Here is a 21,999-nt window from a genome sequence, read left to right on the forward strand (position 1 = left end):
GACGACCTGCGGCGCTACTTCAGCCGGCCGAAGAAGGCCCGCAGGTCCGAGGCCACCGCCTCCGGCGCCTCCATGGCCGGGAAGTGGCCGCCCCGCTCGTGCTCCGCCCAGTACGTGTCGGCGGACGGGTTGAGCAGCCTGCGGACCGTGGCGTCGGCGCCGAAGACCGAGACCCCCTGCGGCACCGCCGCCGGCGCCCCCCAGTCGGTGGAGTGGGCCTGCTCGTAGAGGAAGCGGGCGGCCGAGATGCCGGAGCCGGTGAACCAGTAGAGGCTCACGATGGTGAGCAGCTGCTCCCGGTCGTAGGGCAGGTCGGTCCACTCCTCGAACTTCTCCGCGATCCAGCCGAGCTGCCCGGCCGGTGAGTCGTTGAGCAGGTAGCCGATGGTCTGGGGCCGGCTGTTCTGGATCGCCAGGTATCCGCTGCCCTCGCTGCGGAACTTCGCGATCCGGTCCAGGATCAGCCGGTCCACCTCGTCCTCCGGGTCCAGCCCGTCGGCCATGCCGGGCAGGAAGGAGGCCGTGTTGGCCGCGGTGAGGGCGTCGGTCACCACGTGCACGCCGGCGACGTGCTCGCCGTCGAGGCCGGCCACCGCGCCGGAGACGCCGGCGCCGATGTCGCCGCCGTGGACGCCGTAGCGGTCGTAGCCGAGGCGGCTCATCAGCTCGGCCCAGGCCCGCGCGGTGCGGCCCATCGCCCAGCCCGCCTCGCGGACGGGGGTGGAGAAGCCGAAGCCGGGCAGCGACGGCACGACCAGGTGGAAGTCCTGCCTCAGGTGCTCGATCAGGCTGGTGAACTCGGCGAACAAGCTCGGGTAGCCGTGGGTGAGCACCAAGGGGAGGGCGCCCGGGTTGTCGCAGCGGACGTGCAGGAAGTGGATCGGCTGCCCGTCGATCTCGGTGACGTACTGCGGAAAATCGTTGAGCCGGGCTTCGGCGTCCCGCCAGTCGTAGCCGTCGGCCCAGTACGCGGCCAGCTCCTTCAGGAACTCCAGCGGCACGCCCCGGCTCCACCCAGCGCCGGGCAGCTCGTCGGGCCAGCGCGTCCTGGACAGCCGGTCGGCCAGGTCGTCGACGTCGGACTGCGGGATGGCGATGCGGAACGGCTGGATGGTCATCGGATCCTCCGTTGGGTGGGGTTACGCATCCCACGCTACGGACCAATGAGGAACATTTCGTTCCGCAATCGGAGACCAAGAGCCGAAGGATGCAGGTGACCACGCGCACCATCCGCAACGACGTGGAGCGGCTGCGCCGGCGGGCGCGCGTGCTGTTGATAGGGTCGCGCCGTGACCGCTTCCGTGCCGCCGCCCTCCCGTCCCCTGCGCATCGCCGCAGCTCAGGCGTGCCCAGAGCCGGGTGACATCGTGGCCAACACCGCTACCGCCGCGGCCATGGTCCGCGAGGCCGCAGAGCACTCGGGCGCCCAGGTGGTCGTCTTCCCGGAGAAGTTCCTCACCGGCTACGAGCCGGACCTCATCCGCGCCGACCCGGAACGCTGCGCCGTGCAGGCAGGCGGAGACGAACGGCTCGACCCCCTGCTCACGGCATGCCGTGACACCGGAACCGTGGCCATCGTCGGCACCGCGGTGCACGACGCCGGTGCGCTGACCGTGTCCGCCCTCGTCATCGACTCGGACGGCACGTGGGTCACCCGCTACGACAAGCAGATGCTCTTCCGCGCCGAGCGGGACGTCTACCGTCCTGGGCGCCACGGGCTCTCGCTCGACGTCGGCGGCTGGCGGCTGGGCCTTGGCGTCTGCTACGACTCCGGCTTCCCCGAGCACGCCCGCGCGGCGGCGCTCGACGGCTGCCTACGTGGTGGGTGCCCTGTTCAGCGTCGGCAACGGCTACTACGAGTCCCGGATGTGGTTCCCGTCACGGGCCTTCGACAACACCATGTACACGGTGCTGTCCAACCACGTCGGCTCCACGGGCGGCTGGGCCACGTGCGGCAGCAGCGCCGTCTGGGACCCCACGGGCCGCCTGGTCACCGAGGCGGGGCCCGACGGCCGGCAACTGCTCGTCGCCGACCTCGACCCGGACTGCCTGCGCCGCGCCCGCATCGCCCACTCCATGCTGGACGACCTGCGCGACCCGGCCCTTGAGCCACGTGAGCGAATCACCCTGTCCCCGATCCCGTCACGGGGCTAGCCGCCTGTCGGCACCGATCCCTCGCGGGTCAGACGGCCCCTGTGGCCTTGTCGCCATCCGTGGCCGCTCGGGGCGGTGTCTGACCCGCTGATCACCGATGCGCCGTCGTTGAGCAGCGGCAGCGCCTTCTGCACCGGGAACAACGTGCCCCGGACGTTGACGCCGAAGGTCTCGTCGAAGTGCTCCTCGGTGACCTGCTCCAGCATCGCGAACGACGCGGCGGCAACGATTCATAGGTCAGTCTCGACGGCGGCCAGGACGCGTGCGGCTTCGCGTACGGCGGCGAGGTTCTTCTTGCCCTGCCGTGACCCGGCCAGCTTGGCCTTGATGTGGTCCCGGACCGTGATCGGTTCGTAGGCCAGCCCGGAGGCGTCATAGTGACTGGCCAGCGTCTCGATAACGGCTTCCGGGTTGCCGTCGTGGAAGAAGGCGGCAGAGCGGCGGCGTTTGATCGTGCCGTCCACGATGGGGGGCTTGACGCGATGCAGGGTCGACATCCATCGGTCGTTGGTGAGGCGGGCCGTGAGGTCGCCGAGGTTGACCAGCAGGGCGCCGTCGGCCGGCGCGACATCGTGCCAGCGTTCGTCCCGGCCGAGGACCTGGAGGCCGGCGACCTGGTCGGCCCACAGGACGGTGACGATCCCGAAGTCGGTGTGCTCCCCCATCCCGACGAGGTCGCCGTCAAGGGTGATCGTTCCTTGCGGCAGGGCGTAGTTGTTCATGCGCAGCACGTCGATGGAGTGGTCGGTGAGCCGGGCGAAGAACTCGGGATCCAGGTGGAGGGCGTCGGCGAAGATCCGGGTGAGCGTGCGTGCGACCCGGCCGGCGTGGTCGAAGTAGGCCTGGACGGCGTCGGTGAAACGGCCGATCTCGGGCCACACGTTGATCCCGTAGTCCTCCTCGGACAACTCCAGCGAGGCGAAGGAGCGGGCCTCCACGCCGATGTTGAAGGCCTCGAAGAAGTCGTTCATGCGGCTGGCCGACTCGACGCCGAGGCTCAAGCTCAGGGATTCGCTCTTGGGCGGGCTGTAGCCGCGGTTGGCGCCCGTGACGCGGTAGGTCTTCTTCGTCTCGAGGGGCAGGCCGAAGAAGGCGTTCATCGCCGAGGCCAGGCCGGCGATCGCCGAGTCCGGGATCGCGTGGCCCAGGATCTGGATGAAGCCCACACTGGAGCAGGCATCGTCGATCTCCTGTGCGACCCTGCGGCGCTCCGCTTCGGGCCCTGCCTGCACGTAGGGGGATATGTCGACGGCCGGAACGGCGAAGTGCTCAAGCGCTCGTATCATGCCCGGGCCTCCCGTACGACGGCCGTCCCCGCCCGGAGCGCGGCGATGGGATCGGCCGCCTCGTCCAGCTCGATGAGTACGATGCCGGCGCCGGGCGTGCGGGACATCGCCTGGGCCCACGCTCGCCAGTCGACGATGCCCGTGCCCAGTTCGGTCATGTAGGGCTGCTGCTGAGCGAAGACCGTTTCGTCGATGGTGAGTTCGACGTCGATGGGCTTGACCGCGTCCTTCCAGTGCGCCAGTGCGATGCGCTGGGTGTGGCGGCGCGCGACGGCGACGGGGTCGCCTCCCCCGAGCGCGATGTGGCAGGAATCGGGGCACAGCCACACGTAGCGGGGATCGGTCATCATCATGAACAGGTCGATGTCCCTCTCGTACCAGAGGGTGCTGTTGGACTCCGTATGGAAGGCGAGCTTCACGCCCTGCTGAGCGACGGCCTCGCCGACCACGTGGGCGATGTCGGCCATCCGGGTCATGTACGCGGCGTCGACGAAGAAGGGCGGGCGGGTCCCGAACGTCGTCCGCATGGGCAGTCCGGCGACGAGGAGGTCCGCGCCCACGTCGGCGAGGAAGGCGGCGTGGCGCTCGGCCTCGGCGACGATCGCGGGCAGGTTCTCGCCGCGCCGCCAGTCGGGTGATGCGCTGGCGGCCATGAAGGCGCTCACGACGGACAGGCCCCGGGCCTGGAGTTCGCGGCGGAACGACGGCGCGTCGCCGAAGGCCCGCAGGGCCGAGTCGATGTCGCCGGGCGCGAAGGTCAGCTCGATGCCGCTGACACCGGCCTCGGCCAGCGCGTCCAGCACCCGCTCCCAGAAACGGTCAGGGTTCTTGACGGCCCAGTCGCGGAAGGCGTCGGCGGAGTCGAGTCCCCAGAATTTCGGGTGATAGAAGGTGATGATGTCGGTGGCGAAGCAGGGTTCGGTGGTGTCGTGCGGCGTCATTCGGCACCTCCGCGAGCGTTGTAGACGGTGACGCCGCCGGCGTCGACGGCCTGGCGGTAGTCGCGGAACACGGCGAGCGCCTCCTCTCGCAGGACGTCCCGGGTGACCTTGATGCCGCGTGCTTCGAACTGCTCGGCCCAGTCCGCGCCGAGCGGGCCCTCGTCGAACGTGGTGATCTCCTCCAGTTCCGGACCCTCGCCGGCGACCACGAGTGCGCGTATCCCGGACCACATGGCCGCGCCGTAACACTGAATGCACGGACGCCAGTTCACGACCAGCTCGTGTGCGGGCAACCCGTCGCCGCCGAGGTCCCAGCCGCCGACCGCCGTCTGGGCGAGTCCGAGCGCGACGACCTCGGCGTGTGCGCTGGAGACTCCGGAGGCGAGCACGACGTTCACGCCGACCGAGACGATCCGGCCGGAGTCCTGCTCGGCGACGAGTGCGGCGAACGGGCCGCCGTTGCCCTCGCGCCAGTTACGGTCGGCGAGGCGGTGTACGAGGCGCATCCGGTCGGCGCGGTCAGGGATGAAGGCCGGCACGGCAGCCAGTTCGTCGCCGATCCACGCGGGCAGCGCCACGCGGTATTCCGTGGGGATGTCGATCACAGTCGTGCTTCCTCTCGGTGTGCGGCGGGTGCCGCGTGTCGTTCGGCGACGGCGCGGGCGGCCCGTACGGCGGTCACCGCGCCGGTCAAGGTGACATTGGCGGCCATCGCGGTGGGAATCACGCCGTTGCCGGCGAGGTACAGGTTGTCGAAGCCCCACACCCGGCCGTCCGGGCCGCACACGCTGGTGCCGTCGTCGGCCAGGCCGGCCCGGACGGTGCCGGTCTGGTGCAGCGACGAGCCGGGCGGCAGCAGCGCACGCTCGGTCGCCGGGTCGAAGGAGCCGAACTCCTCGGCGATCGACCGGACGTCGTCGAGCGCCCGGCCGATCAGCGTGCGGTCGCCGTCGGAGTAGCCGAACTCGACGGTGATCCGCGGCATTCCGGCGAGGTCGGTCTGGGTTTCCGAGAACACGAGCCGGTTCTCCGGGCGTGACTCGACGGGGACGTACAGCGACAAGCCCACGGAGTGCGCGAGGGGGTGGCCGTTCTCGTCCACGTATGTGCGGTCCATGATCTGCCCATGGAACGGCTGTGCCGCTCCGTTCTGGGGCAGCCAGAGCGAGTCCGTGCTGAACTCGCCGGGGCGCGGCAGAGGCAGGGCGTCGAGGCCGATGCCGAACCGGTCGAGGTCGAGAAGCACCCGGGCGGTGACGAACGCGTGCTCGTTGAGATAGCGGCCCAGTGCCGCGGGCCGGATGCCCGAGGCGAACAGCAGCTGTGGGGTGCGCAGCGCATCGGCGCACACCACGACGGCGTCCGCCAGGAGCTCCCCCTCGACTCCGTCGGCGATGCGGCGCAGCCGGGCCCCGGCGACCCGGCCATCGGAGAGGAGGAGCGTCGTGGCAAGTGTGCCGGTCGTCAGGGTGAACCCGGGGTCCCCGCCTGTCGCGATCGCGGGGAAGATCGTCCCCGGCGCGGTGCGCGGCATGGGACCCGATGCCGTCGCGGTGACGGCCATGGGCATCGGCTGTGGTCGCCGGTCGCCCGGCCCGACGGCGTCGAAGCGCCGGCGCAGGACGTCGAGCACGATCCGACCGACCTCGGTCGGGCCGATCGCGGACGGCGTGACCGCGAGCAACCGGCGGGCGGTGTCCAGGTCCGCCGCCCAGCTGTCCGGGTCGCCGAAGTCGAACACCTCCTCTCCGGCGGGCCACGGCGTCGCGGCGGTCCAGTGCACGCCCATGCCGCCCGCGTTCCACGCGAGCGCGGTCGCCGGCATCGCCTCGGCGTCCTGGCCGAAGGCGAGCGCGTGGAACATGCCGGGCGTCAGGTCGGTGAGGCTGCCGGCGACCTCGCGCACCACGTCGGCGCCTGTGTACATGCCCTGGATGCCGGTGGCGACCTGTTCGTTGTAGCGCGACCAGAGGACCGGGTCGTCGAGGTCGTGCAGGTGCAGGCCGGGGGCCTCGCCGATCGCGGTGCCGCCGTCGACCATCGTGATCTTCAACGCCGGATCGGCCTCTCGTAGTAGTCGGGCCACGACAGATCCCATGATGCCGCTGCCCACGATGAGGACATCGGTGCGGGAGGTGTCGGTCACGGTGAGACTCCCTGTCTTGTGCCACGGGTGATGGGAAGGCGCGGGCAGTCCGTGCCCGTTCACGCGCGTGGGGTGAGTGGGCCGAACAGTTCGGTGTCCATGCGGTCGAGGGCCAGCTTGACGGCGCCGATGAGCGGGGCGTCGCGGCCCAGGACGGTGGCGCGCAACTCGACCGCGGGGGTCCGAGCCTCGCGCAACGCCGCGCGCACCCGGGGCAGCAGCACATCGGCCGCGTCTTCCAGGCCGCCGCCGAGCACGATGAGCGACGGCGCGATGGTCCACGACAACGTGGTGAGGATCGAGGCGATGTTCTCCACGAGTTCGTCGACCTCCGCGAGCGCGGTCGTATCGCCGGCCCGAGCGGCGGCGAAGCGGTCGAGCGCGACCCTGCGTTCGGCCGGTTCCGGTGAGGTCAGCATGGCCGCTGGGCGGTGCTCAACCGAGGCTGTCGGTATCGACCGTGCTTCGATGATCTCACCCGCGGCGCCGTCCAGACCGCGGTGCACGGCTCCGCGGATGAGGATGCCGAGGCCCGTACGGTTCCCGAGGATCGCCCATACGACGTTGTCGTGGTCTCCGGCCACGCCCCGCCAGCGCTCCGCGAGCGCACCGAGGTTGGTGTCGTTGTCGGCGAACCAGGGCACCTGGATCCTTCGCCTGAGTTCTCCGGGCAGGTGCACGCCTTCCCAACGCGTCGTGTGCACCAGGCGCCGTACGATCCCGTGGTCGTCGATCGCGCCACCGCTGGCGACCGCGCCGGCGCGCAGCCGGTCCGTCGACCCGCCGGCATCGTCGAGCGCCTCCAGCACCAGCGCCGCGGCGTCGTCGAGCGTGACGTGCGGATCCTGGTAGGCGCGCAGCAGCCGGTGCGCCCGGCCGACGATGCGGCCGCGCACGTCGGCGATGACCGCGGACACGTCCGAGGTCGTGATACACACGGCTGCCAGCAGCGCGTGTTCGGCCCGTAGTTCGTAGCGGCGGGCGGGACGCCCGGCGTTGCCGCTGGTCGGCACGCGGTCCAGCTCGGTCACCCAGCCCGCCTCCACGAGCGAGTCCATGATGAGCTCGAGGGTGCGGCGGGACAGGCCGGTCTGCTCGGCGAGCGCGGCCAGCGTCATCGGCCCGGAGGACACGGCGAGTGCCCGGAGGGTGACCGAGGTGTTGACGCGCCGGACGGCGCTCTGGTTCATCCCGGGCATCAGCACGTCTCCGCCGCCGGGAACATCGCCCGTGCCACAGGGTCGAACACGCCCGTGGTGTCGGACGCGAGCGCTGCGCCGGGCCGGCCGTATTCGCGCGCCGGATCGCCGAGCACGCCGGTCGCCCGTGCCCAGGCCGGCTCCTGGCCGCGTACGAACCCGGTCAGATCGGCATGCATCAGCGTGGCCAGTTCGGCGGGCGGGTTCGGTCCGAGCGCCCGGGCGACGCCGGGTGCGTCGAGCACGTCGAAGAAGAACGGGAGGTCGACACAGTGCGCGGCGCCGCCGAGCACGGGGGAGGGCCATTCGAAGGAGTACAGCCAGGTGCCGGCGAGGGCTTGGCGGCGGGCGGCCGCCGTGCGCGCGCAGGCGGAGCGGAACAGGGTGTCCGTCACGCGGGTGCCCGCCGCGCGGGCGGCGGCTGTGGCCTCCGGCCCGGCCCCGCTGTCGAACTCGTCGCCCGTCGCGCCGAGCAGCACAGGGACGTCGTGCCCATGGACGGTGAGTCCGTCGGCTATGAGCACCGGCAGGATGTCGTCGCCGGCGCACGGTACGAGCACCGGCGCGTCGTCGCTCCGCTCGCTCCGCAGGTCGAGGACAGCCTGCTGGATCTGCTCCACGGTGCGGCTGCCGAATCCTGTGCGCGTCGGCGGCACGCCGAGCCTGTGCCCGAGCCGTTCGAGGAGCTCGCGTGCGGCGCCCGTGCCTACGTTGAAGACGGCGCCGGACAGGCTGACCGCGCGGTGGAAGCGGCCGCTGCCCGAGGGTGAGGAGAGCAGCGCGAGCACCGCCGCGCCACCGGCCGACTGGCCGGCGATGGTGACCCGGTCAGGGTCGCCGCCGAAAGCGGCGATGTTCTCCTGCACCCAGTCCAGGGCGAGCAGCAGGTCGCGTAGCCCGAGGTTGGGGAGGACGTCGTCCAGCGGGGCGAATCCGTCGACACCCAGCCGGTAGCCAACGGTGACGCAGACGACGCCGTCACGGGTGAAGGCGCGGCCGTCGTACCACGGGCTGGCCGGGCTTCCGGCCAGGAAACCGCCGCCGTGGATCCACACCAGGACGGGGAAGGGCCTGCGGTCGTCGTCCGCGGCCGGGGCGACGATGCCGACGGTCAGCACGTCGTCGCCCGGTATCGACGGCTCCGGGATGGTCGTCGTGGCGTACAGCGGCACCCGCTGCGCGGTGGCACCGTGCCGGGACGCGTCGAACGGCTCGGGGAACCGGCCACGGGGGACCGGCGGGGCGAACCGCCGGGCACCGACGGGGGCTTCGGCGTAGGGGATGCCGAGGAAGCGCCGCACCCGGCCGCTGCGACGGCCGATGATCGTGCCTGCGGGAGCATGTACGGTGACCGGCTCGCCGGGCGCGTCGAGGGAGTCCATCCGATCATCCAACACCGGTCACCGCATTCCCGTTCCGGCGATGCCCTGAACGAAGTAACGCTGCAGGAACAGGAAGAGCACCAGCACGGGCAGCATCACGACGATCGCACCCGCGAGCTGCAGCCCGTAGTCGGTGACGTGCGACGCGGCCTGGCTGGTGGCGGCCAGTCCCACCGGGAGCGTGTAACTGGACATGCTCTGAGCGACGATGAGCGGCCAGATGAAGTTGTTCCACGAGGTGAGAAACGACATGATCGTGATCGTGGCCACAGCGGGGCCGGCCAACGGCAGGAAGATCCGAAAGAAGATCCGGAACTCGCCGGCGCCGTCGATGCGGGCCGCTTCGAGCAGGTCGCCGGGGATCGACATCGCGTACTGCCGCATGATGAAGACCGACAGCGGCATCGCCACGCTCGGCAGGGCGATGCCGGCGAGGGTGTCCGCCAGACCCAGGTCGACCGTGATCACGAACTGCGTGACGAACACCGCGGTGAACGGCACCATCAGCGCCGCCATGACGGCGCCGAACGCGAGCCGCTTGCCCGCGAAGTCGAGCTTGGCGAGCGCGTAGCCGGCGGCTGACGCCGCCACGATGTTGCCGGCCACCACCATGATCGCGACCACGATGCTGTTGGCCATGAACCCGCCGAAGCCCTCGGTGGCGAACAGCCGGGTGAAATTGTCGAGCGTGACGTCGCGCGGAAGCCAGGCGCCGGGATCGGAGCGGATCTCGTCGAGGCTGCGCAGCGAGCCGCTGATCACCCAGACGAAGGGAAGCATGGTGAGCAGCGCGCACAGCACCAGCGCGCCGTACAGCAGGGGCGAGGTGACGGACCGGCGGCGCACGGCGACCCGGTCGATGATCATTTCGGTGTCCCGCACCGTGGCGACGGTGCTCATGCGCGGGGCCTCAGCAGCCGGAACTGAACGATGCTGACCAGCAGCACGAGCACGAGCATCACGAAGGACGCGGCCGAGGACATCCCGAACTCGCCGGAGCCGAACTGGTGGTAGGTGTACAGCGCCACCGATTCCGTGGAACCCAGCGGGCCGCCGTTCGTCAGCAGGTACGGCTCGTCGAACACCTGGAGGTAGAAAACGGTCAGCAGTACCGACACCATGAGCGTGGTGGGCAGCAGCAGCGGCAGGGTGATGTGCCTCAGCTGCCGCCACCGGCCGGCCCCGTCGATGGAGGCGGCCTCGTACACGTCCTGCGGAACCGCTTGCAGACCGGCGAGGAACAGCACCATCGCGGTGCCGAAGTTGCGCCAGACGCCGAGCAGGATGACCACGGGCATGGCCAGGTTCGGGTCGTCCAGCCAGTTCGGTCCGGCGAAGCCGACGGCGCCGAGCACCTTGTTGACGGTGCCGTTGGCGTTGAAGGCGTACTGCCAGATCAGTGCGACCGCCACGATGTTCGTGACGACCGGGGCGAAGAAGACGATGCGGAAGGTACGGCGCAGGCGGCGGATGCCTATGTTGAGCGCGAAGGCCAGCGCGAATCCGACCCCCATGGTCAGCGGCACACCGACCCCGACGAAGAGGGCGGTGGTGAGGATGTCCCGCAGGAAGCTTTCGTCCTGGAACAGGCGGAAATAGTTCTCCAGGCCGGTGAAGTCGACGGCGAACGGATTGCGCAGATCCGTGCCCCGCAGGTCGGTGAGGCTGAACCCGAGCGCGGCGACCGTGGGGATCGCCGTGTAGAGCAGGAAGACGACAGTGAACGGTGCGAGGAACAGCCAGGCGACGGCCGTTCGGCGGGAGCCCCGGGATCGGCGCGCCGTGCGCGCCGCCCCCGGGACGGCGGTGGGGGTCATCCGATGATCACCTCGTGCCCGTGCCGAGGCTCTCGGCGTACGCCTGGATGCTCGCGGCGGCCTTCTCGGCGCTCTGCTTGCCCTTGGCCACCGTTTCCATCTCCTTGCCCAGCCGGGTCGCGACCTGCTGCCAGGTGCTCGCCTGCGGGAACGACCGGGTGTTCTTCAGCTGGGTCAAGAAGGCGTCAAGGAGCGGCTGGTCCTTGATGGCCGGGTCGTCCCAGGCGGACACGACGGCTGGCAGCGAGCTGTACGCCTTGTACTGCGCGACCTGGGTGCTCGGCTGCGAGATGTGCCGGATGAGCTTCCACGACGCGGCCGCGTTCCCGCTGGTGGCCAGTACGCCCCAGCTGCCGCCCGCGGAGAAGGAGACGCTGCCCGACGGCCCGGCCGGCAGCGGTGCGGTCGCGACATGTGACGCCGTCCAGCCGGTCTTCTTCGCGGCGGTGTCGAGCTGACCGATCACCCACGGGCCTGTGATCATGGAGGCGGTCTTGCCGGCGACGAAGTACGGCTGCGAGTCGAGGAACCCGGGCCCGCTGGTGTCGGCGACGCCCGACGTGAAGAACGACGCGTTGAACTTCAGCGCTTCGACCATCGCCGGCGTGTCGAGCGTCCACTTGCCGTCGGAGGAGAGCAGTGAGCCGCCCGCCTGCCAGGCGTACATCGCGACATCCTGGCCGTTGAAGATGTCCCAGCCGATGTCGGCCCCGAGGCCGTGCCCGGCACCGGCGCCCTGGAGCGCCTTGAGGAACGGCACCAGCTCCTCCCACGTGGCCGGCGCCTTGACGCCCGCCTTCTTCGCCAGGTCGGAGCGGTAGACGAGCGCATAGGTGTAGGCGTACCAGGGCACCGTGTAGGCGACGCCCTTCACCACGCCCGCGTCCCAGAGGCTCTTGAAGAAGGCGTTGGGGTCGATGAGGTCGTCCGGAACCGGCTGGAGGATCGACGGACTGAGGAACTGCGCCTGCGACTCGGGGAAGAACTGGGCGACATCGGGTCCGTTTCCCGCCGCGATCGCCGACTGGAGCTTGGTGTAGTACTCGGCGTTCGGGATCAGCGTGAGCTTCACGGTGAGGTCGCGGTTGGCGGCCTTGAAGGGCTCGATGACCTTCTCGAGCACGTCGGCATCGCCCTGGGCGGCCCAGACATTGACGGTGCCGGTGGCAGCGGACGCGTCGATGGGCTTGGCAGTGCCTGTGGACGCGGCGGTGTCATTGCTGCGTCCGCAGCCCGCCAGGGTAAGGGTGCAGGTGAGAGCTATGCCGGCGGTCAGCCGTAGGGCACCGCGTCGGGAGAGGTTGGACACTGGGGGGCTCCTGTCACATGAAGGCGCTGACCATGGTGAGGCGATTTTCGGCGAAAGTAGCGTTTTTGATCAGACGGATCCGATGGCGCCTATGCAGCTGTTACGGACAGTATGTACGGCGTGTTTCGGCTGCACGGCGGACTCGTCACGGAACAATTTCGGAACTTGTAGCAAAATCCGTTCGCTACTCTCCGTCGCGATCACCATCGCCTCGCCGGCCTGGTCGATCAGGGGGTGGCGGGTGATGGGACGGTGGTTGACAAGCGCTGCAGTCACAGAAAGCGACAGAAGGAACCGCAGCCCCGGCTCATGCCAATGGCCGACCGGTTTGCCGAGCTGTTCACGCAGCACGGGCCAGGGCTGAAGCGCTCACTCAGGACTTTCCCAGGGTGGCCGGATTCGGTGGTCAGGCGGGGATCTCGGCGGTGGCGGTCAGGACCGCGCGGCCGAGGATGTGGCCGGCGATGGTGAAGCCGAGGTAGGCAGGGGTGGCCTCGGCCGGGACGCCGATGGTCTCGACGTCGAGGGCGTGCACCACGATGAAGTAGCGGTGCGGGCCGTGCCCTGCCGGCGGGGCCGCGCCGATGAAGCGCGCCATGCGGGCGTCGTTGGGCAGCTGGTAGGCGCCCTCGGGAAGGCCCGAGCCGGTCTCGTCGCCCGCACCCTCAGGCAGCTCGGTGACGGTGGCGGGGATGTCGGCCACGGCCCAGTGCCAGAACCCGGAGCCGGTCGGCGCGTCCGGGTCGTACACGGTCACGGCATAGCTCTTCGTCTCCTCAGGGGCGCCGCTCCAGGACAGGTGCGGGGAGACGTCCTTGCCGCCCGGAATGCCGAAGGCGCCGGACATCTGCTCAGCTGGCCAGGGGGCGCCGTCGGTCAGCGTGGTGCTGGTGACGATAAAGGAGGGCACCTCGGGAAGACGGGCAAAGGGGTCATTGGCGCTCATCGCATTGTTCCTTCACGGAGATGGCGGGACACAATCGACTATAACACAGATAATCGATTATTTATGGAATCGTCTATGCTGTGGGCATGACGCAGACGGCCGGCACATCGACGAAGCAGATGCTCTCCGAACGTGTTCACGCCCGGCTCCGGGAAGCGATCATGAGGGGCGAGTACGCCCCGAGCGAAGCGCTCAAGCCGCAGGAGCTGGCCCAGCAGCACCAGGTCAGCCTGGCGGTCGTCCGCGAGGCCCTGGTGCGGCTGGTCGGTGAGGGCATCGCGGTGCGGCTGCCCAACCGCGGCTTCGCGGTCCCCGACTTCTCCGATCGACGCTGGCAGGAGATCGCCGAGGCACGCCGCACCATCGAACCGGTCATGCTGCGCATGGCGATCGAGCGCGGCGACGTCGACTGGGAAGCACGGGTGCGCGCGGCCCACCACCGGCTGGTCCGCACCCCGGCGTACGTGCCGGACGAGGGGGAGTACTACAGCATTGCGTGGTCCGAGGCCCACCGCGTCTTCCACCGGACGCTGCTGGAGGGATGCGGCAACCCGGTGCTGCTGGACACCTCCGACAGGCTGTGGACGGCCGGCGAACTGGCCCGCCGCTGGTCGGCCCACCGCAGACCCGACCGCGACGGCGCCGCCGAACACCGCCGGCTGGAGGAGGCGGCCCTGGCCCGCGACGCCGACACCGGCACCGAAGTGCTGGCCCAGCACCTGACTCTGACCGCCGCCGGCCTGACCTCCTGCACCAACGACGAACAGAGGGAAGGATTGTGACGCCTATCGCCGTTCGACCCGATCCAGCGGCAGGCGAGGGGCGTTCACGCGTTCAACCGCTTGAACCGCTGTCCCGCTCTCGGCACACCGCCAACTCGGCATGCCGGCGAGCCGGCGGGACCCCGGGTCGGCCAGGACGTGCCAGGACTCCTCGCCGGTCTGGCCGATGTCGGCGGGGCGCGGCCCCGAGCTTCGATGGCCCCAGCCCTTTGGGAGTGCCGCATCGAGCCGTTCGCACCCTTCAACACCCCGCGCCATCGTGGAGGACGACAGCCGGCGACGGCGTCGCGATCGTCAGGGCCGCCACCGCGGGTCGCGCCCGATGAAGGCGAGCAGCTTGTCCTGCTGGGACGCGTCGCCGCCGACCGGCACCTGCGGGCCGAACACCTCGATGCCCGGCCCGAACGCGCCCGGCGTGCGAAACTTGTCCATGAGCTCGGCGGGCAGCGCGTTCATGGCCGCCCAGGCGCGTTCGACGTCGGCGGCATCCATCGTGTCGTCCTGCGACGTCGCGCGGGCCAGGTCCCAGCCGTGCAGCGGGAGATCGTCGCTGACAACCTGGTCGATGTGCTGCTCGGCCGTCATCGGCCCGGTAGGCGTGTCGCAGGGCAGGGCGGCGAGCGCGGGATCGCCCAGGATCGCCTCCACGTCGGCGCGGGCGGCGCGGAAGGCCGCCACCGGATTGTCGTCGACCGTCGGCGCCGGGCTGAGCGAGCGGCCCAGAGGCCGCAGCATCACCCCGTGCATGTCGACGATGTGCCGGACCACGTCCCTGGCCGTCCACCTCGCGCACGGGGACGGATGCGACCACTGGTCCGGGCGTACGGACACGAGTTTGCGCTCGAAGGCGTCGGCCCGGCGCCGGTAGCGGTCGGCGATCTCACTCGTCACGGCCATCCCTTTCCTTGAGCTCGTCCAGCAAAGTGCGATGCGCCAGCGGCGGCACTCGAAGCTTCGCTGGTAGTGGCAGCGTCGGGCAGTGGCCTGGTGCCGGCGGCGCCAATCTGACCAGCGCAGATCGAGCGCCTCTACTTTCGGCCGCGGGTTGCCAGCCGCACGATGAGGACCACGCCGCCGACAATTCCGACGAAGATGAGCAGCATCACAAGCAGCTGGATGAGTTCTGGAAGTCCTAAGTTCATGATTGTCCTTGCGTTGAGAGGTGACATGAAGAAGACGCGCGAGGCTCAAGCGAGGTTCCTGGGGCTCTACACGTTGTCCTGCTGATGCGTACTGTCGGAGGCAGACTCCAAGGCGGCCCTTGCGTGGGGCGTCCGCAAGGCTCCGGCGCTGGTGGATCGGGGTCACATGGCGACGGCCACCGCGTGATCATTCGGAGTTTGTGAAGACAACAAAGATCGTGCGGTGGCCGCGAGCCACAGCGTAGACCCTGACGGCTGGATGGTCATTTTCAACGAGCTGATGGCCCGGATCGCCGGCCGCTTTGGCCGCGTCGAACCACGCCGCACCGCCACCGCCTACGTGCGCGGACTGCTGGCCGACATCGACCGCAAGAACTGCTGGAACCTGGCCGAACACGCCGGGCTGATCGGCCCACAGACCCTGCAGCGGCTGCTGCGCACCGCGCGCTGGGACGCCGCACCGTGATCGACCGCCGTGATAACGGTGGTGTCCTCGTCAACGTCTTCTACAAGCACTCCCGGATCAAGCAATACCTCAAGGACGGCCGGGCGATGCGCATCGAGACCGTCGTCAACGCCCCTCGTGATCTGGGCTGCCAGGCCCGCCTGCACAACCTGGAGGAGCTTCAGGCCAAGGCCCGCGCCGCCAATCGGCGCATACTGGAGGTCGAACGTGCCGGCCAGGGTTGCGTCCTTGCGAGTCCAGCCTTTGAGCGGATCGCGCACCCCACCACCGATGAGGTGGGGCGCAGGACCCCGGCGCTACGCTTCGGCGATCCTCGGGTCATGGCCCTGGCCGGCGCCCTGTGCCAGACGCTGCTCGCCGCGACCGGCTTCACCAACAAGAACCTTCGCGTCTTGATGACCGGACTGCTCGGCACCACCGCCTACAGCACGGGCCAGATGACCTACGACCTGCGCCGCCTACGGCTCAACGGTCTGATTTGCCGGCTGCCCCGCTCCAACCGCTACGTCCTGACCGACGACGGCGTGCGCATCACCGTCTTCTACACCAAGATCTACAACCGTTTACTCGTCCCGCTGACCGCTGCCGATCAAGCCCAAGCGCCGCCCGAACTCCGAGCCGCGCTCAAGACCATCACCCGGCACGTCGACGACTACGCCGCCCAAGCCCGACTCCCTCGGGCGTCGTGAAACTTGACACAAACGTCCAGAAACGCGAGACCAAAGATCGCTAGCATCGGATCATGGGCAGGCCCGTGTACATGGCCGCCGCCGTTCAGGTGGCGGCGCCCCCGGAGCAGGTGTTCGCGTTGATCACCGACTGGCCCCGGCACCAGGAGTGGATGTTCCTGACCACCGCCGTCCAGACCGGCCCTGACACGATCGAGGCCTACACCGGGGTGCGGCCGTTCGGCTTCCTCGACACGATGACGATCACGCAGTGGCGGCCGCCCGCATGGGTGCGGGTGGAGCACACCGGCCGGATCGTGCGCGGCCGGGGTGCCATCCGGGTCCTTCCGCGCGCGGGCGGCAGCCGGGTCGTCTGGGCCGAGGAGTTGCGGCCGCCGTTCGGGCCGCTGGGTCGGGCCCTGTGGCCGATCGTCCGCCTGGTCGGCATCGTGTTCGCCCGCCGTTCCCTGCGCAAACTCGCCGTGCTGGCCGAGCGCGAGCGCAGATGACCGGCTCGGCAGCTTCGACCCGCAGGTCGTCGGCTTCTGACCCGAGTCGCGTACGCCGTCAACGCGTGCCGACGCGCTGCGCTGTCTCGCCCCGGCCGGCGTGGCGGGCGACCGCGGCCGCGAACGCCGAGATCACCGGGTGCGGCCGCCGCCCGTCGCCGGCCAGCTCCGGCTGGAACAGCGTGCCGAGGAAGAACGGGTGGCCGGGCAGTTCGGCCGCCCGCACCGCGCCGTCGTCGGCGGCGTGACCGGAGAACACCAGCCCGCCCGCCGCCAGCGTCTGCGTGTAAGACTCGTTGAGCCCGTAGGAGCACACGTAGGCCTCCATGGTGGCAGGCGTGCCCATGATCTGCTCGATGAGCGTGCCGGGGGTCAGCCGTACCAGGTTCTCGTGGCCGGCCAGCGAGCACGCCAGCGGCGTGAGCAGGAAGTCGCGGGCGCCCGGCTCGTTCTCGGCGTGCGCCACGTCCAGCCCGCACACGTGCCGCGCGAACTCCAGCAGCATGTGCTGGAACCCGGCGCACGTGCCCAAGAGAGGGATCCGCTCCTCGCGGGCGACGCGCGCGGCCTCCACCACGCCCGCCTCGTCGCGGTACGGGCTGCCGGGCAGGATCCAGATGCCGTCGAAGGCGTCCAGCCCGGCCACGTCCGTGGTGGGGATCCAGTACGGGTCGAGCGCGATGCCGTCGCGCTCACGCAGCGCCTCCATCAGCAGCGGGATGCGGGTGTGCGAGCGGACGCTGGGGGAGCGGTCCCCGACGAGGGCGATTCTCATGCCCCTATGGTGGCCGCCCGCTCCAGTTAAGCGCCAACGATGAAATCTGCACCTGCTATAAGGAACGCTGATGGATCCTCATTTGCTGACGACGTTCGTCACCGTCGCCCGGCACGGCTCGTTCTCCGCGGCCGCCGCCGAGCTCGGCTACACGCAGTCGGCGATCTCCCAGCAGGTCGCCGCGCTCGAGGCGGACCTGGGGCTGGCACTGCTGAGCCGCCGCCCGGTCGAGCCGACCCCGGCGGGCCGGCGACTGCTGGAGCACGCCGGGCCGCTGCTGCTGCGGCTGCGCGCGGCCCGCGCCGACGTGCTGCGCGCCGCGGCCGCGCCTCGGCATCGGCTGCGCCTGGCCGCCACACCGCTGGCCGTCAACGCGGTCCTGGCCGGCCGCCTGGCCCGGGCGCGCGCCGCTCAGCCGCGGCTGGAGGTGACGCTGGTGACGTGCGGGCGCGAGCACGTCGGCGCCCTGGTGGCCGAAGGAGAGGCGGATCTGGGGCTGGCCGACGGCATCGCCGCGCCCAGCGATCCGCTGCGGCTGCCCGACACCGGTCCGATGACGACCGTGGGGGTGAGCGAGGAGGAACTGGTGGTGGCGCTGCCCGTCGATCATCCGCTGGCGGGGCGGACGGCCCTGCGGCTGGGCGACCTGGTGGACGCGCGCTGGCTGCAGACGGACCTGTGCCCGCTGGCGCGGCTGCGGGATCTGATGGGGGAGGGGTTCCCGGTGGCGCTGGAGTACCAGGGCGACGACGTGCACACGGTGGTCAACCTCGTGGCCGCCGGCCACGGCCTGACCCTCCTGCCTGCCTCCGCATTGCCCGGACGGGCGCCCGGGCCGTCGGGCTCCGTGGCGCCGCCGGCGGCGTGTGGCGTGCCGTTGGCCCGGCCGCGTCTGGTGCACCAGGTCGAGCTTCTGCATGGCGCGCTGCCTCCTGGCTCGGCCGCCGACCTGGCGCGGGCGCTGTCGAGCTGACGGCGATCCGCGCGCCGGCCGAGCCGGCGGCTGTCCTGCGCGCGCTACCGGCCCGGTTTCCGTGAACGGTTTCTGAGGGCGAAGTCGAGGGTGTCCAGAGCCCACGCCCAGGAGGCGTCGGCGTCGCGCGGGGTGTGGCGGAAGCCGCCCGCCATTTCCAGGCTCACGTATCCGTGGAAGGTGCTGCCCAGGAAACGCACCGCGTCGGTCTGGTCCGGCTCCGGCAGGTCGTAGCCGCGCAGGATCGCCCGCATCATCTCCGTGTGCCGGGGCCCCGCACTGGTGGCCGCGGTCTCCGGGTCGAGCTCGAACCGGGCGGCGGCGTACCGGCCCGGGTGCTGCTTGGCGTAGTCGCGGTAGGCGTTGGCGAAGGCGACCAGCGCGTCCTTGCCCGCACGCCCGGCCAGCGCGGCGGCGGCCACGTCGGCCAGCTCCTCCAGGGCCAGCAGCGCCACCCGCACCTTCAGCTCTCGCGCATTCCGGATGTGGGCGTACAGGCTCGGGTCCTTGACACCCAGCCTGCGAGCGACCGCCGAGCCGGTCAGCTTGTCGAAGCCGATCTCGTCGGCCAGCTCCGCCGCTGTCCGGGTGAGCCGTTCGCCGGTGATGCCCTCGCGTGCCACGGGACCTCCGCATCGTTTCTAATTAAATAAGGGATTTGCCTAATTATATTAGGAAAGCTAGCCTCGGGGAACATGAAACCCCTCACAGAGAGCGATGTCCGCCGGTCCTTCGTCAACTGCTCCAAGGGCGAGGCCAAGCGCCTGGGCGTCCCCCGCGACCTCGATGAGCAGCCCTGGGACCACCTCGACTTCCTCGGATGGCGAGATCCTGGCGCACCAGAACGCGGCTACCTGGTCGCCGAACGCGACGGCGGTCTCGTCGGGATCGCGCTCCGGGCGGCCCCGGGGGCCTCGCGCGGCTTCACCTCGCGCAGCATGTGCTCGCTGTGCCTGACCACCCACACCAGCGGCGGCGTGGCGCTGATGACCGCACGCCGCACCGGTGAGGCCGGACGCCAGGGCAACACGGTCGGGCAGTACGTATGCAGCGATCTGGCCTGCTCCCTCTACACCCGGGGCAAAAAGCAGCCGGCTGCCGGGGGAGACCTTGACGAGACCCTCTCCGTGGGGGAGAAGATCGCCCGCACTCAGGTCAACCTGACCGCCTTCATCGACAAAGTGATCAAGTAACGGCCTTCTGAGGCGGTGTCGTGTCAGCGGCCGTGTCAGCACGGCAACAGCCCGATATCAGAGCGGTCGGCGATCGTGGATGCCATGAACGGCTCAGCGACTGCGTCCTCGCGCCGCACGGCCATTGCAACGCATCCTTCGCGAGATGAGGAATAGCCATGGGTGAATCCCTCCACACCGTCACGACGATGCCGACGGCGCGTCAGCCCGGCTGCCCCTTCGACCCGCCCAAGGAGCTGATCGACGCCCGCGAGCACGGCCCGATCAGCCGATTCCCCTTCCCTAGCGGGCACCAGGGCTGGCTGATCACCGGCTACGACCTGGTCCGGTCGGTCCTGGCCGATCCGCGGTTCAGCTCGCGCAGGGAGCTCATGCGCCACCACCCGCTGATCGACTACGGCGACATCGAGGTCCCCCCGGCACCGCCCGGCGAGTTCCTGCTCATGGACGAGCCTCAGCACAGCCGCTACCGCAAACCGCTGGTGGGCAAGTTCACCGTCCGGCGGATGCGGCTGCTCACCGAGCGCGTCGAGCAGATCACCGCCGACCACCTGGACGCCATGGAGAAGGCCGGGACGCCAGTGGACCTGGTGACCGCGTTCGCCAAGCCGATCCCCGCCATCGTGATCTGTGAGCTGCTGGGGGTGCCGGATGAGGACCGGGGCTTCTTCCAGGAGAACATCGACAAGTTCCTCGGCGGAGAGGTCAGCGACGAGGAGCTGATGGCGGCCTACACCGCGACCCAGCAGTACCTCTCCGAGCTTGTGGTGGCCAAGCGCGCGAACCCCACCGACGACGTGCTCAGCGACCTGCTCGACAGCGACCTGACCGACGAGGAGTTGCAGGGGATGGCCCTGATCCTGCTGTCGGCCGGGTTCGACACCACCGCGAACATGCTGGCGCTGGGCACCTTCGCGCTGCTGCAGAACCCGGAGCAGCTCGCCGCGCTGCGCGCCGAGCCCACGCTCACCGACCAGGCCGTGGAAGAGCTGCTGCGGTATCTGAGCGTCGCCAAGCAGTTCCACAGGGTCGCGCTGGAGGACGTCGAGCTGGGCGGCCACACCATCACGGCCGGTACGACGGTCATCCTGTCCCTCAACACCGCCAACCGCGATCCCGAACGCTTCACCAACCCCCACGCGCTCGACCTGCACAGGCAGGACGGCGGCCACCTGGCCTTCAGCCACGGCATCCACCAGTGCCTGGGCCAGCAGCTGGCCCGCGTCGAGATGCGCGTCGCGCTCCCCGCGCTGATCAACCGCTTCCCCACGCTGCGGCTGGCCGTACCGGCCGACGAGGTTGCCCTCCGTCCGGAGACCGCGGACATCTACGGGGTGAAGAGCCTCCCGGTCACCTGGGGCGTGTGACCGGTACCGGCGTGGTCCCCGATCTTCGGCGTTGCCCCGGCGTGCCGCCCGGCTCCGCACCTCAGGTCGCGGAGCCGGCCGGGGTCGATCGACGTTTCATAGATGTCGCCGGTACGCCACGTCTGTCCCAGAGCGTCGGTCACGGTGGTGCGCTCGCCGGTCAGGAAGGCGATGACGAACGTCGCGGCGGTCCCTACCAGGGGCACGCCGAAGAATCCGCCGCCGTGCTCCCAGATATGCCGCCGTGCTCCCAGATATACAGCTTCAGGATGGTGGCGAGAGTGGGATCCATAGACAGATCCCGGGCGACCATGGCGAAGGACGCGACGAGCGGGGTTCCGATGGTGGTAGTGACGAGCGCATGGCCCGCGCTTCGTCCTGACGCCTCACCTACGCGCTGAGCTCGAGGCGCGCACGCCGGCCGAGCGCGGCCCCGGCCCGCGGCGGGAGCGGGCCAGAGCCAGCCCGCCGAGGACCATGGCGATCAGCCCGACCACCAGGGCCACGAAGCCGCCGACTATTCCGTAGCCGGTACCGGGGCCACCGTCGGCGGCGGCCACAACCAGCCCGCCGATGACCGCGCCGGCCAGCCCCGCCACGAGCGCCACGATGGCCCCCCTTCGCCCGTTGCCGGTGCCGATCCGACCAGTGGACCGGGCCAGGGCCAGCCCGCCGATGACCACGCCGGCCAGTCCCAGCAACGCGGCCACCACGGACCAGAGACGCCCGGCGGTCAAGGTGTAGGCACCGACATCGGCCGCCGGGACCATGACATGCGCGGCCGCCGGTGTGGCGAACCCGAGACCTCCCAGCAGGGCGGCTGCGACGGCGGCAAGGAGGTGGCGGACGGGCATGAGGTGCTCCTTCTTCTTCCTGCGACTGAACCTCGCCTGAGCATGTCCGCTGGACCCGCCGCCGATCGTCCCCCGGAGGCAGGCAATTCA

26 protein-coding genes and 2 pseudogenes are annotated in these 21,999 nt (G+C 70.2%); 10 read left to right on the top strand and 18 right to left on the bottom strand.

What is annotated here, in order from left to right; translation table 11 throughout:
• Positions 1–14: 14 nt before the first annotated feature.
• Positions 15–1,118: an epoxide hydrolase family protein gene (locus ACTWQA_RS50365; protein WP_443165947.1), complete on the bottom strand. Its 1,104-nt coding sequence runs from the start codon at positions 1,116–1,118 to the stop codon at positions 15–17.
• Between the two features lie 95 nt (positions 1,119–1,213).
• On the opposite strand from ACTWQA_RS50365, the gene ACTWQA_RS50370 reads away from it, so the two are divergent.
• The 3 genes and pseudogenes from ACTWQA_RS50370 to ACTWQA_RS50380 all read left to right on the top strand — a co-directional run bounded on the left by ACTWQA_RS50370 (position 1,214) and on the right by ACTWQA_RS50380 (position 2,154).
• Positions 1,214–1,363 (top strand): hypothetical protein, encoded by a 150-nt coding sequence (locus ACTWQA_RS50370; protein ID WP_443165948.1) that lies wholly within the window; start codon positions 1,214–1,216, stop codon positions 1,361–1,363.
• A gap of 4 nt (positions 1,364–1,367) precedes the next feature.
• Positions 1,368–1,751 (top strand): annotated as a pseudogene (locus ACTWQA_RS50375) (carbon-nitrogen hydrolase family protein); the annotation flags it as partial.
• A gap of 67 nt (positions 1,752–1,818) precedes the next feature.
• Entirely contained in the window at positions 1,819–2,154 is a 336-nt protein-coding gene (locus ACTWQA_RS50380) for a nitrilase-related carbon-nitrogen hydrolase (RefSeq protein ID WP_443165949.1), read from the top strand.
• On the opposite strand, the gene ACTWQA_RS50385 is transcribed toward ACTWQA_RS50380, so the two are convergent.
• The 12 genes from ACTWQA_RS50385 to ACTWQA_RS50440 form a co-directional block, all read right to left on the bottom strand.
• Positions 2,151–2,360 carry a hypothetical protein gene (locus tag ACTWQA_RS50385; protein ID WP_443165950.1) on the bottom strand — a complete coding sequence of 70 codons (210 nt, stop codon included), beginning with the start codon at positions 2,358–2,360 and terminating at the stop codon, positions 2,151–2,153. The two genes, ACTWQA_RS50380 and ACTWQA_RS50385, sit on opposite strands and share 4 nt — an antisense overlap.
• 24 nt (positions 2,361–2,384) lie before the next feature.
• Entirely contained in the window at positions 2,385–3,440 is a 1,056-nt protein-coding gene (locus tag ACTWQA_RS50390; RefSeq protein ID WP_443165951.1) for an isopenicillin N synthase family dioxygenase, read from the bottom strand.
• A complete protein-coding gene (locus ACTWQA_RS50395) occupies positions 3,437–4,381 on the bottom strand; it encodes a sugar phosphate isomerase/epimerase family protein (protein WP_443165952.1) in 945 nt (314 codons plus the stop codon). Before ACTWQA_RS50395 ends, ACTWQA_RS50390 begins: the two co-directional genes overlap by 4 nt.
• On the bottom strand, positions 4,378–4,986 hold the full coding sequence (locus ACTWQA_RS50400; protein ID WP_443165953.1) for a hypothetical protein: 609 nt from the start codon (positions 4,984–4,986) through the stop codon (positions 4,378–4,380). Before ACTWQA_RS50400 ends, ACTWQA_RS50395 begins: the two co-directional genes overlap by 4 nt.
• A complete protein-coding gene (locus tag ACTWQA_RS50405; protein WP_443165954.1) occupies positions 4,983–6,527 on the bottom strand; it encodes a GMC oxidoreductase in 1,545 nt (514 codons plus the stop codon). Before ACTWQA_RS50405 ends, ACTWQA_RS50400 begins: the two co-directional genes overlap by 4 nt.
• A 59-nt stretch (positions 6,528–6,586) precedes the next feature.
• Positions 6,587–7,726: an ROK family protein gene (locus ACTWQA_RS50410; RefSeq protein ID WP_443165955.1), complete on the bottom strand. Its 1,140-nt coding sequence runs from the start codon at positions 7,724–7,726 to the stop codon at positions 6,587–6,589.
• A complete protein-coding gene (locus ACTWQA_RS50415) occupies positions 7,726–9,108 on the bottom strand; it encodes a carboxylesterase family protein (RefSeq protein WP_443165956.1) in 1,383 nt (460 codons plus the stop codon). Before ACTWQA_RS50415 ends, ACTWQA_RS50410 begins: the two co-directional genes overlap by 1 nt.
• A gap of 18 nt (positions 9,109–9,126) precedes the next feature.
• On the bottom strand, positions 9,127–10,008 hold the full coding sequence (locus tag ACTWQA_RS50420; protein ID WP_443165957.1) for a carbohydrate ABC transporter permease: 882 nt from the start codon (positions 10,006–10,008) through the stop codon (positions 9,127–9,129).
• Positions 10,005–10,925: a carbohydrate ABC transporter permease gene (locus ACTWQA_RS50425; protein ID WP_443165958.1), complete on the bottom strand. Its 921-nt coding sequence runs from the start codon at positions 10,923–10,925 to the stop codon at positions 10,005–10,007. The genes ACTWQA_RS50420 and ACTWQA_RS50425 overlap by 4 nt, the downstream gene beginning before the upstream one ends.
• A 7-nt stretch (positions 10,926–10,932) precedes the next feature.
• Positions 10,933–12,234, bottom strand: coding sequence for an extracellular solute-binding protein (locus tag ACTWQA_RS50430; protein ID WP_443165959.1), 1,302 nt, complete (start codon positions 12,232–12,234; stop codon positions 10,933–10,935).
• Positions 12,235–12,303: 69 nt separating this feature from the next.
• Positions 12,304–12,585, bottom strand: a complete 282-nt coding sequence (locus ACTWQA_RS50435) for a hypothetical protein (RefSeq protein WP_443165960.1) — start codon at positions 12,583–12,585, stop codon at positions 12,304–12,306.
• Between the two features lie 55 nt (positions 12,586–12,640).
• Positions 12,641–13,180, bottom strand: coding sequence for a YbhB/YbcL family Raf kinase inhibitor-like protein (locus ACTWQA_RS50440; RefSeq protein ID WP_443165961.1), 540 nt, complete (start codon positions 13,178–13,180; stop codon positions 12,641–12,643).
• Between the two features lie 86 nt (positions 13,181–13,266).
• On the opposite strand from ACTWQA_RS50440, the gene ACTWQA_RS50445 reads away from it, so the two are divergent.
• A complete protein-coding gene (locus tag ACTWQA_RS50445) occupies positions 13,267–13,962 on the top strand; it encodes a GntR family transcriptional regulator (protein WP_443165962.1) in 696 nt (231 codons plus the stop codon).
• 294 nt (positions 13,963–14,256) lie between these two features.
• Here ACTWQA_RS50445 and ACTWQA_RS50450 read toward each other — a convergent pair whose 3' ends face one another.
• Positions 14,257–14,859, bottom strand: coding sequence for a TIGR03086 family metal-binding protein (locus ACTWQA_RS50450; RefSeq protein ID WP_443165978.1), 603 nt, complete (start codon positions 14,857–14,859; stop codon positions 14,257–14,259).
• 525 nt (positions 14,860–15,384) lie between these two features.
• On the opposite strand from ACTWQA_RS50450, the pseudogene ACTWQA_RS50455 reads away from it, so the two are divergent.
• The 3 genes and pseudogenes from ACTWQA_RS50455 to ACTWQA_RS50465 all read left to right on the top strand — a co-directional run.
• Positions 15,385–15,561, top strand: a pseudogene (locus ACTWQA_RS50455) (transposase); the annotation flags it as partial.
• 5 nt (positions 15,562–15,566) lie between these two features.
• On the top strand, positions 15,567–16,259 hold the full coding sequence (locus tag ACTWQA_RS50460) for a hypothetical protein (RefSeq protein ID WP_443165963.1): 693 nt from the start codon (positions 15,567–15,569) through the stop codon (positions 16,257–16,259).
• Between the two features lie 53 nt (positions 16,260–16,312).
• The gene (locus tag ACTWQA_RS50465) at positions 16,313–16,747 is read left to right on the top strand and encodes an SRPBCC family protein (protein ID WP_443165964.1); all 435 of its coding nucleotides are present in this window, start codon (positions 16,313–16,315) and stop codon (positions 16,745–16,747) included.
• 58 nt (positions 16,748–16,805) lie between these two features.
• Here ACTWQA_RS50465 and ACTWQA_RS50470 read toward each other — a convergent pair whose 3' ends face one another.
• Complete coding sequence (locus tag ACTWQA_RS50470; RefSeq protein ID WP_443165965.1) at positions 16,806–17,522, bottom strand: CTP synthase C-terminal region-related (seleno)protein; 717 nt, start codon at positions 17,520–17,522, stop codon at positions 16,806–16,808.
• Positions 17,523–17,592: 70 nt separating this feature from the next.
• Here ACTWQA_RS50470 and ACTWQA_RS50475 point away from each other — a divergent pair, with 70 nt between their 5' ends.
• Positions 17,593–18,495 carry a LysR family transcriptional regulator gene (locus ACTWQA_RS50475; protein ID WP_443165966.1) on the top strand — a complete coding sequence of 301 codons (903 nt, stop codon included), beginning with the start codon at positions 17,593–17,595 and terminating at the stop codon, positions 18,493–18,495.
• A gap of 44 nt (positions 18,496–18,539) precedes the next feature.
• On the opposite strand, the gene ACTWQA_RS50480 is transcribed toward ACTWQA_RS50475, so the two are convergent.
• Positions 18,540–19,118, bottom strand: coding sequence for a TetR/AcrR family transcriptional regulator (locus tag ACTWQA_RS50480; protein ID WP_443165967.1), 579 nt, complete (start codon positions 19,116–19,118; stop codon positions 18,540–18,542).
• Positions 19,119–19,190: 72 nt separating this feature from the next.
• Here ACTWQA_RS50480 and ACTWQA_RS50485 point away from each other — a divergent pair, with 72 nt between their 5' ends.
• Both ACTWQA_RS50485 and ACTWQA_RS50490 read left to right on the top strand, forming a co-directional pair.
• Positions 19,191–19,688 carry an FBP domain-containing protein gene (locus ACTWQA_RS50485; RefSeq protein WP_443165968.1) on the top strand — a complete coding sequence of 166 codons (498 nt, stop codon included), beginning with the start codon at positions 19,191–19,193 and terminating at the stop codon, positions 19,686–19,688.
• A gap of 158 nt (positions 19,689–19,846) precedes the next feature.
• On the top strand, positions 19,847–21,055 hold the full coding sequence (locus ACTWQA_RS50490; RefSeq protein ID WP_443165969.1) for a cytochrome P450: 1,209 nt from the start codon (positions 19,847–19,849) through the stop codon (positions 21,053–21,055).
• Here the strand turns inward: ACTWQA_RS50490 and ACTWQA_RS50495 are convergent.
• On the bottom strand, positions 21,016–21,261 hold the full coding sequence (locus ACTWQA_RS50495) for a hypothetical protein (protein WP_443165970.1): 246 nt from the start codon (positions 21,259–21,261) through the stop codon (positions 21,016–21,018). The genes ACTWQA_RS50490 and ACTWQA_RS50495 overlap by 40 nt on opposite strands.
• Before the next feature lie 180 nt (positions 21,262–21,441).
• Positions 21,442–21,909 carry a DUF6223 family protein gene (locus tag ACTWQA_RS50500; RefSeq protein ID WP_443165971.1) on the bottom strand — a complete coding sequence of 156 codons (468 nt, stop codon included), beginning with the start codon at positions 21,907–21,909 and terminating at the stop codon, positions 21,442–21,444.
• Positions 21,910–21,999 lie beyond the last annotated feature (90 nt).

Origin of the sequence: Nonomuraea sp. 10N515B (assembly GCF_052245915.1) — a bacterium.
Taxonomy (GTDB): domain Bacteria; phylum Actinomycetota; class Actinomycetes; order Streptosporangiales; family Streptosporangiaceae; genus Nonomuraea.

Excerpts from the sequence above, each read along its gene's own strand:
- ACTWQA_RS50475 (WP_443165966.1), top strand. The coding sequence starts at position 17,593 with ATGGATCCTCATTTGCTGACGACGTTCGTCACCGTCGCCCGGCACGGC.
- ACTWQA_RS50410 (WP_443165955.1), bottom strand. The coding sequence starts at position 7,726 with ATGCCCGGGATGAACCAGAGCGCCGTCCGGCGCGTCAACACCTCGGTC.
- ACTWQA_RS50365 (WP_443165947.1), bottom strand. The coding sequence starts at position 1,118 with ATGACCATCCAGCCGTTCCGCATCGCCATCCCGCAGTCCGACGTCGAC.
- ACTWQA_RS50465 (WP_443165964.1), top strand. The coding sequence starts at position 16,313 with ATGGGCAGGCCCGTGTACATGGCCGCCGCCGTTCAGGTGGCGGCGCCC.
- ACTWQA_RS50445 (WP_443165962.1), top strand. The coding sequence starts at position 13,267 with ATGACGCAGACGGCCGGCACATCGACGAAGCAGATGCTCTCCGAACGT.
- ACTWQA_RS50440 (WP_443165961.1), bottom strand. The coding sequence starts at position 13,180 with ATGAGCGCCAATGACCCCTTTGCCCGTCTTCCCGAGGTGCCCTCCTTT.
- ACTWQA_RS50395 (WP_443165952.1), bottom strand. The coding sequence starts at position 4,381 with ATGACGCCGCACGACACCACCGAACCCTGCTTCGCCACCGACATCATC.
- ACTWQA_RS50485 (WP_443165968.1), top strand. The coding sequence starts at position 19,191 with ATGAAACCCCTCACAGAGAGCGATGTCCGCCGGTCCTTCGTCAACTGC.
- ACTWQA_RS50450 (WP_443165978.1), bottom strand. The coding sequence starts at position 14,859 with ATGGCCGTGACGAGTGAGATCGCCGACCGCTACCGGCGCCGGGCCGAC.
- ACTWQA_RS50425 (WP_443165958.1), bottom strand. The coding sequence starts at position 10,925 with ATGACCCCCACCGCCGTCCCGGGGGCGGCGCGCACGGCGCGCCGATCC.
- ACTWQA_RS50470 (WP_443165965.1), bottom strand. The coding sequence starts at position 17,522 with ATGAGAATCGCCCTCGTCGGGGACCGCTCCCCCAGCGTCCGCTCGCAC.
- ACTWQA_RS50420 (WP_443165957.1), bottom strand. The coding sequence starts at position 10,008 with ATGAGCACCGTCGCCACGGTGCGGGACACCGAAATGATCATCGACCGG.
- ACTWQA_RS50500 (WP_443165971.1), bottom strand. The coding sequence starts at position 21,909 with ATGCCCGTCCGCCACCTCCTTGCCGCCGTCGCAGCCGCCCTGCTGGGA.
- ACTWQA_RS50415 (WP_443165956.1), bottom strand. The coding sequence starts at position 9,108 with ATGGACTCCCTCGACGCGCCCGGCGAGCCGGTCACCGTACATGCTCCC.
- ACTWQA_RS50490 (WP_443165969.1), top strand. The coding sequence starts at position 19,847 with ATGGGTGAATCCCTCCACACCGTCACGACGATGCCGACGGCGCGTCAG.
- ACTWQA_RS50385 (WP_443165950.1), bottom strand. The coding sequence starts at position 2,360 with ATGCTGGAGCAGGTCACCGAGGAGCACTTCGACGAGACCTTCGGCGTC.
- ACTWQA_RS50390 (WP_443165951.1), bottom strand. The coding sequence starts at position 3,440 with ATGATACGAGCGCTTGAGCACTTCGCCGTTCCGGCCGTCGACATATCC.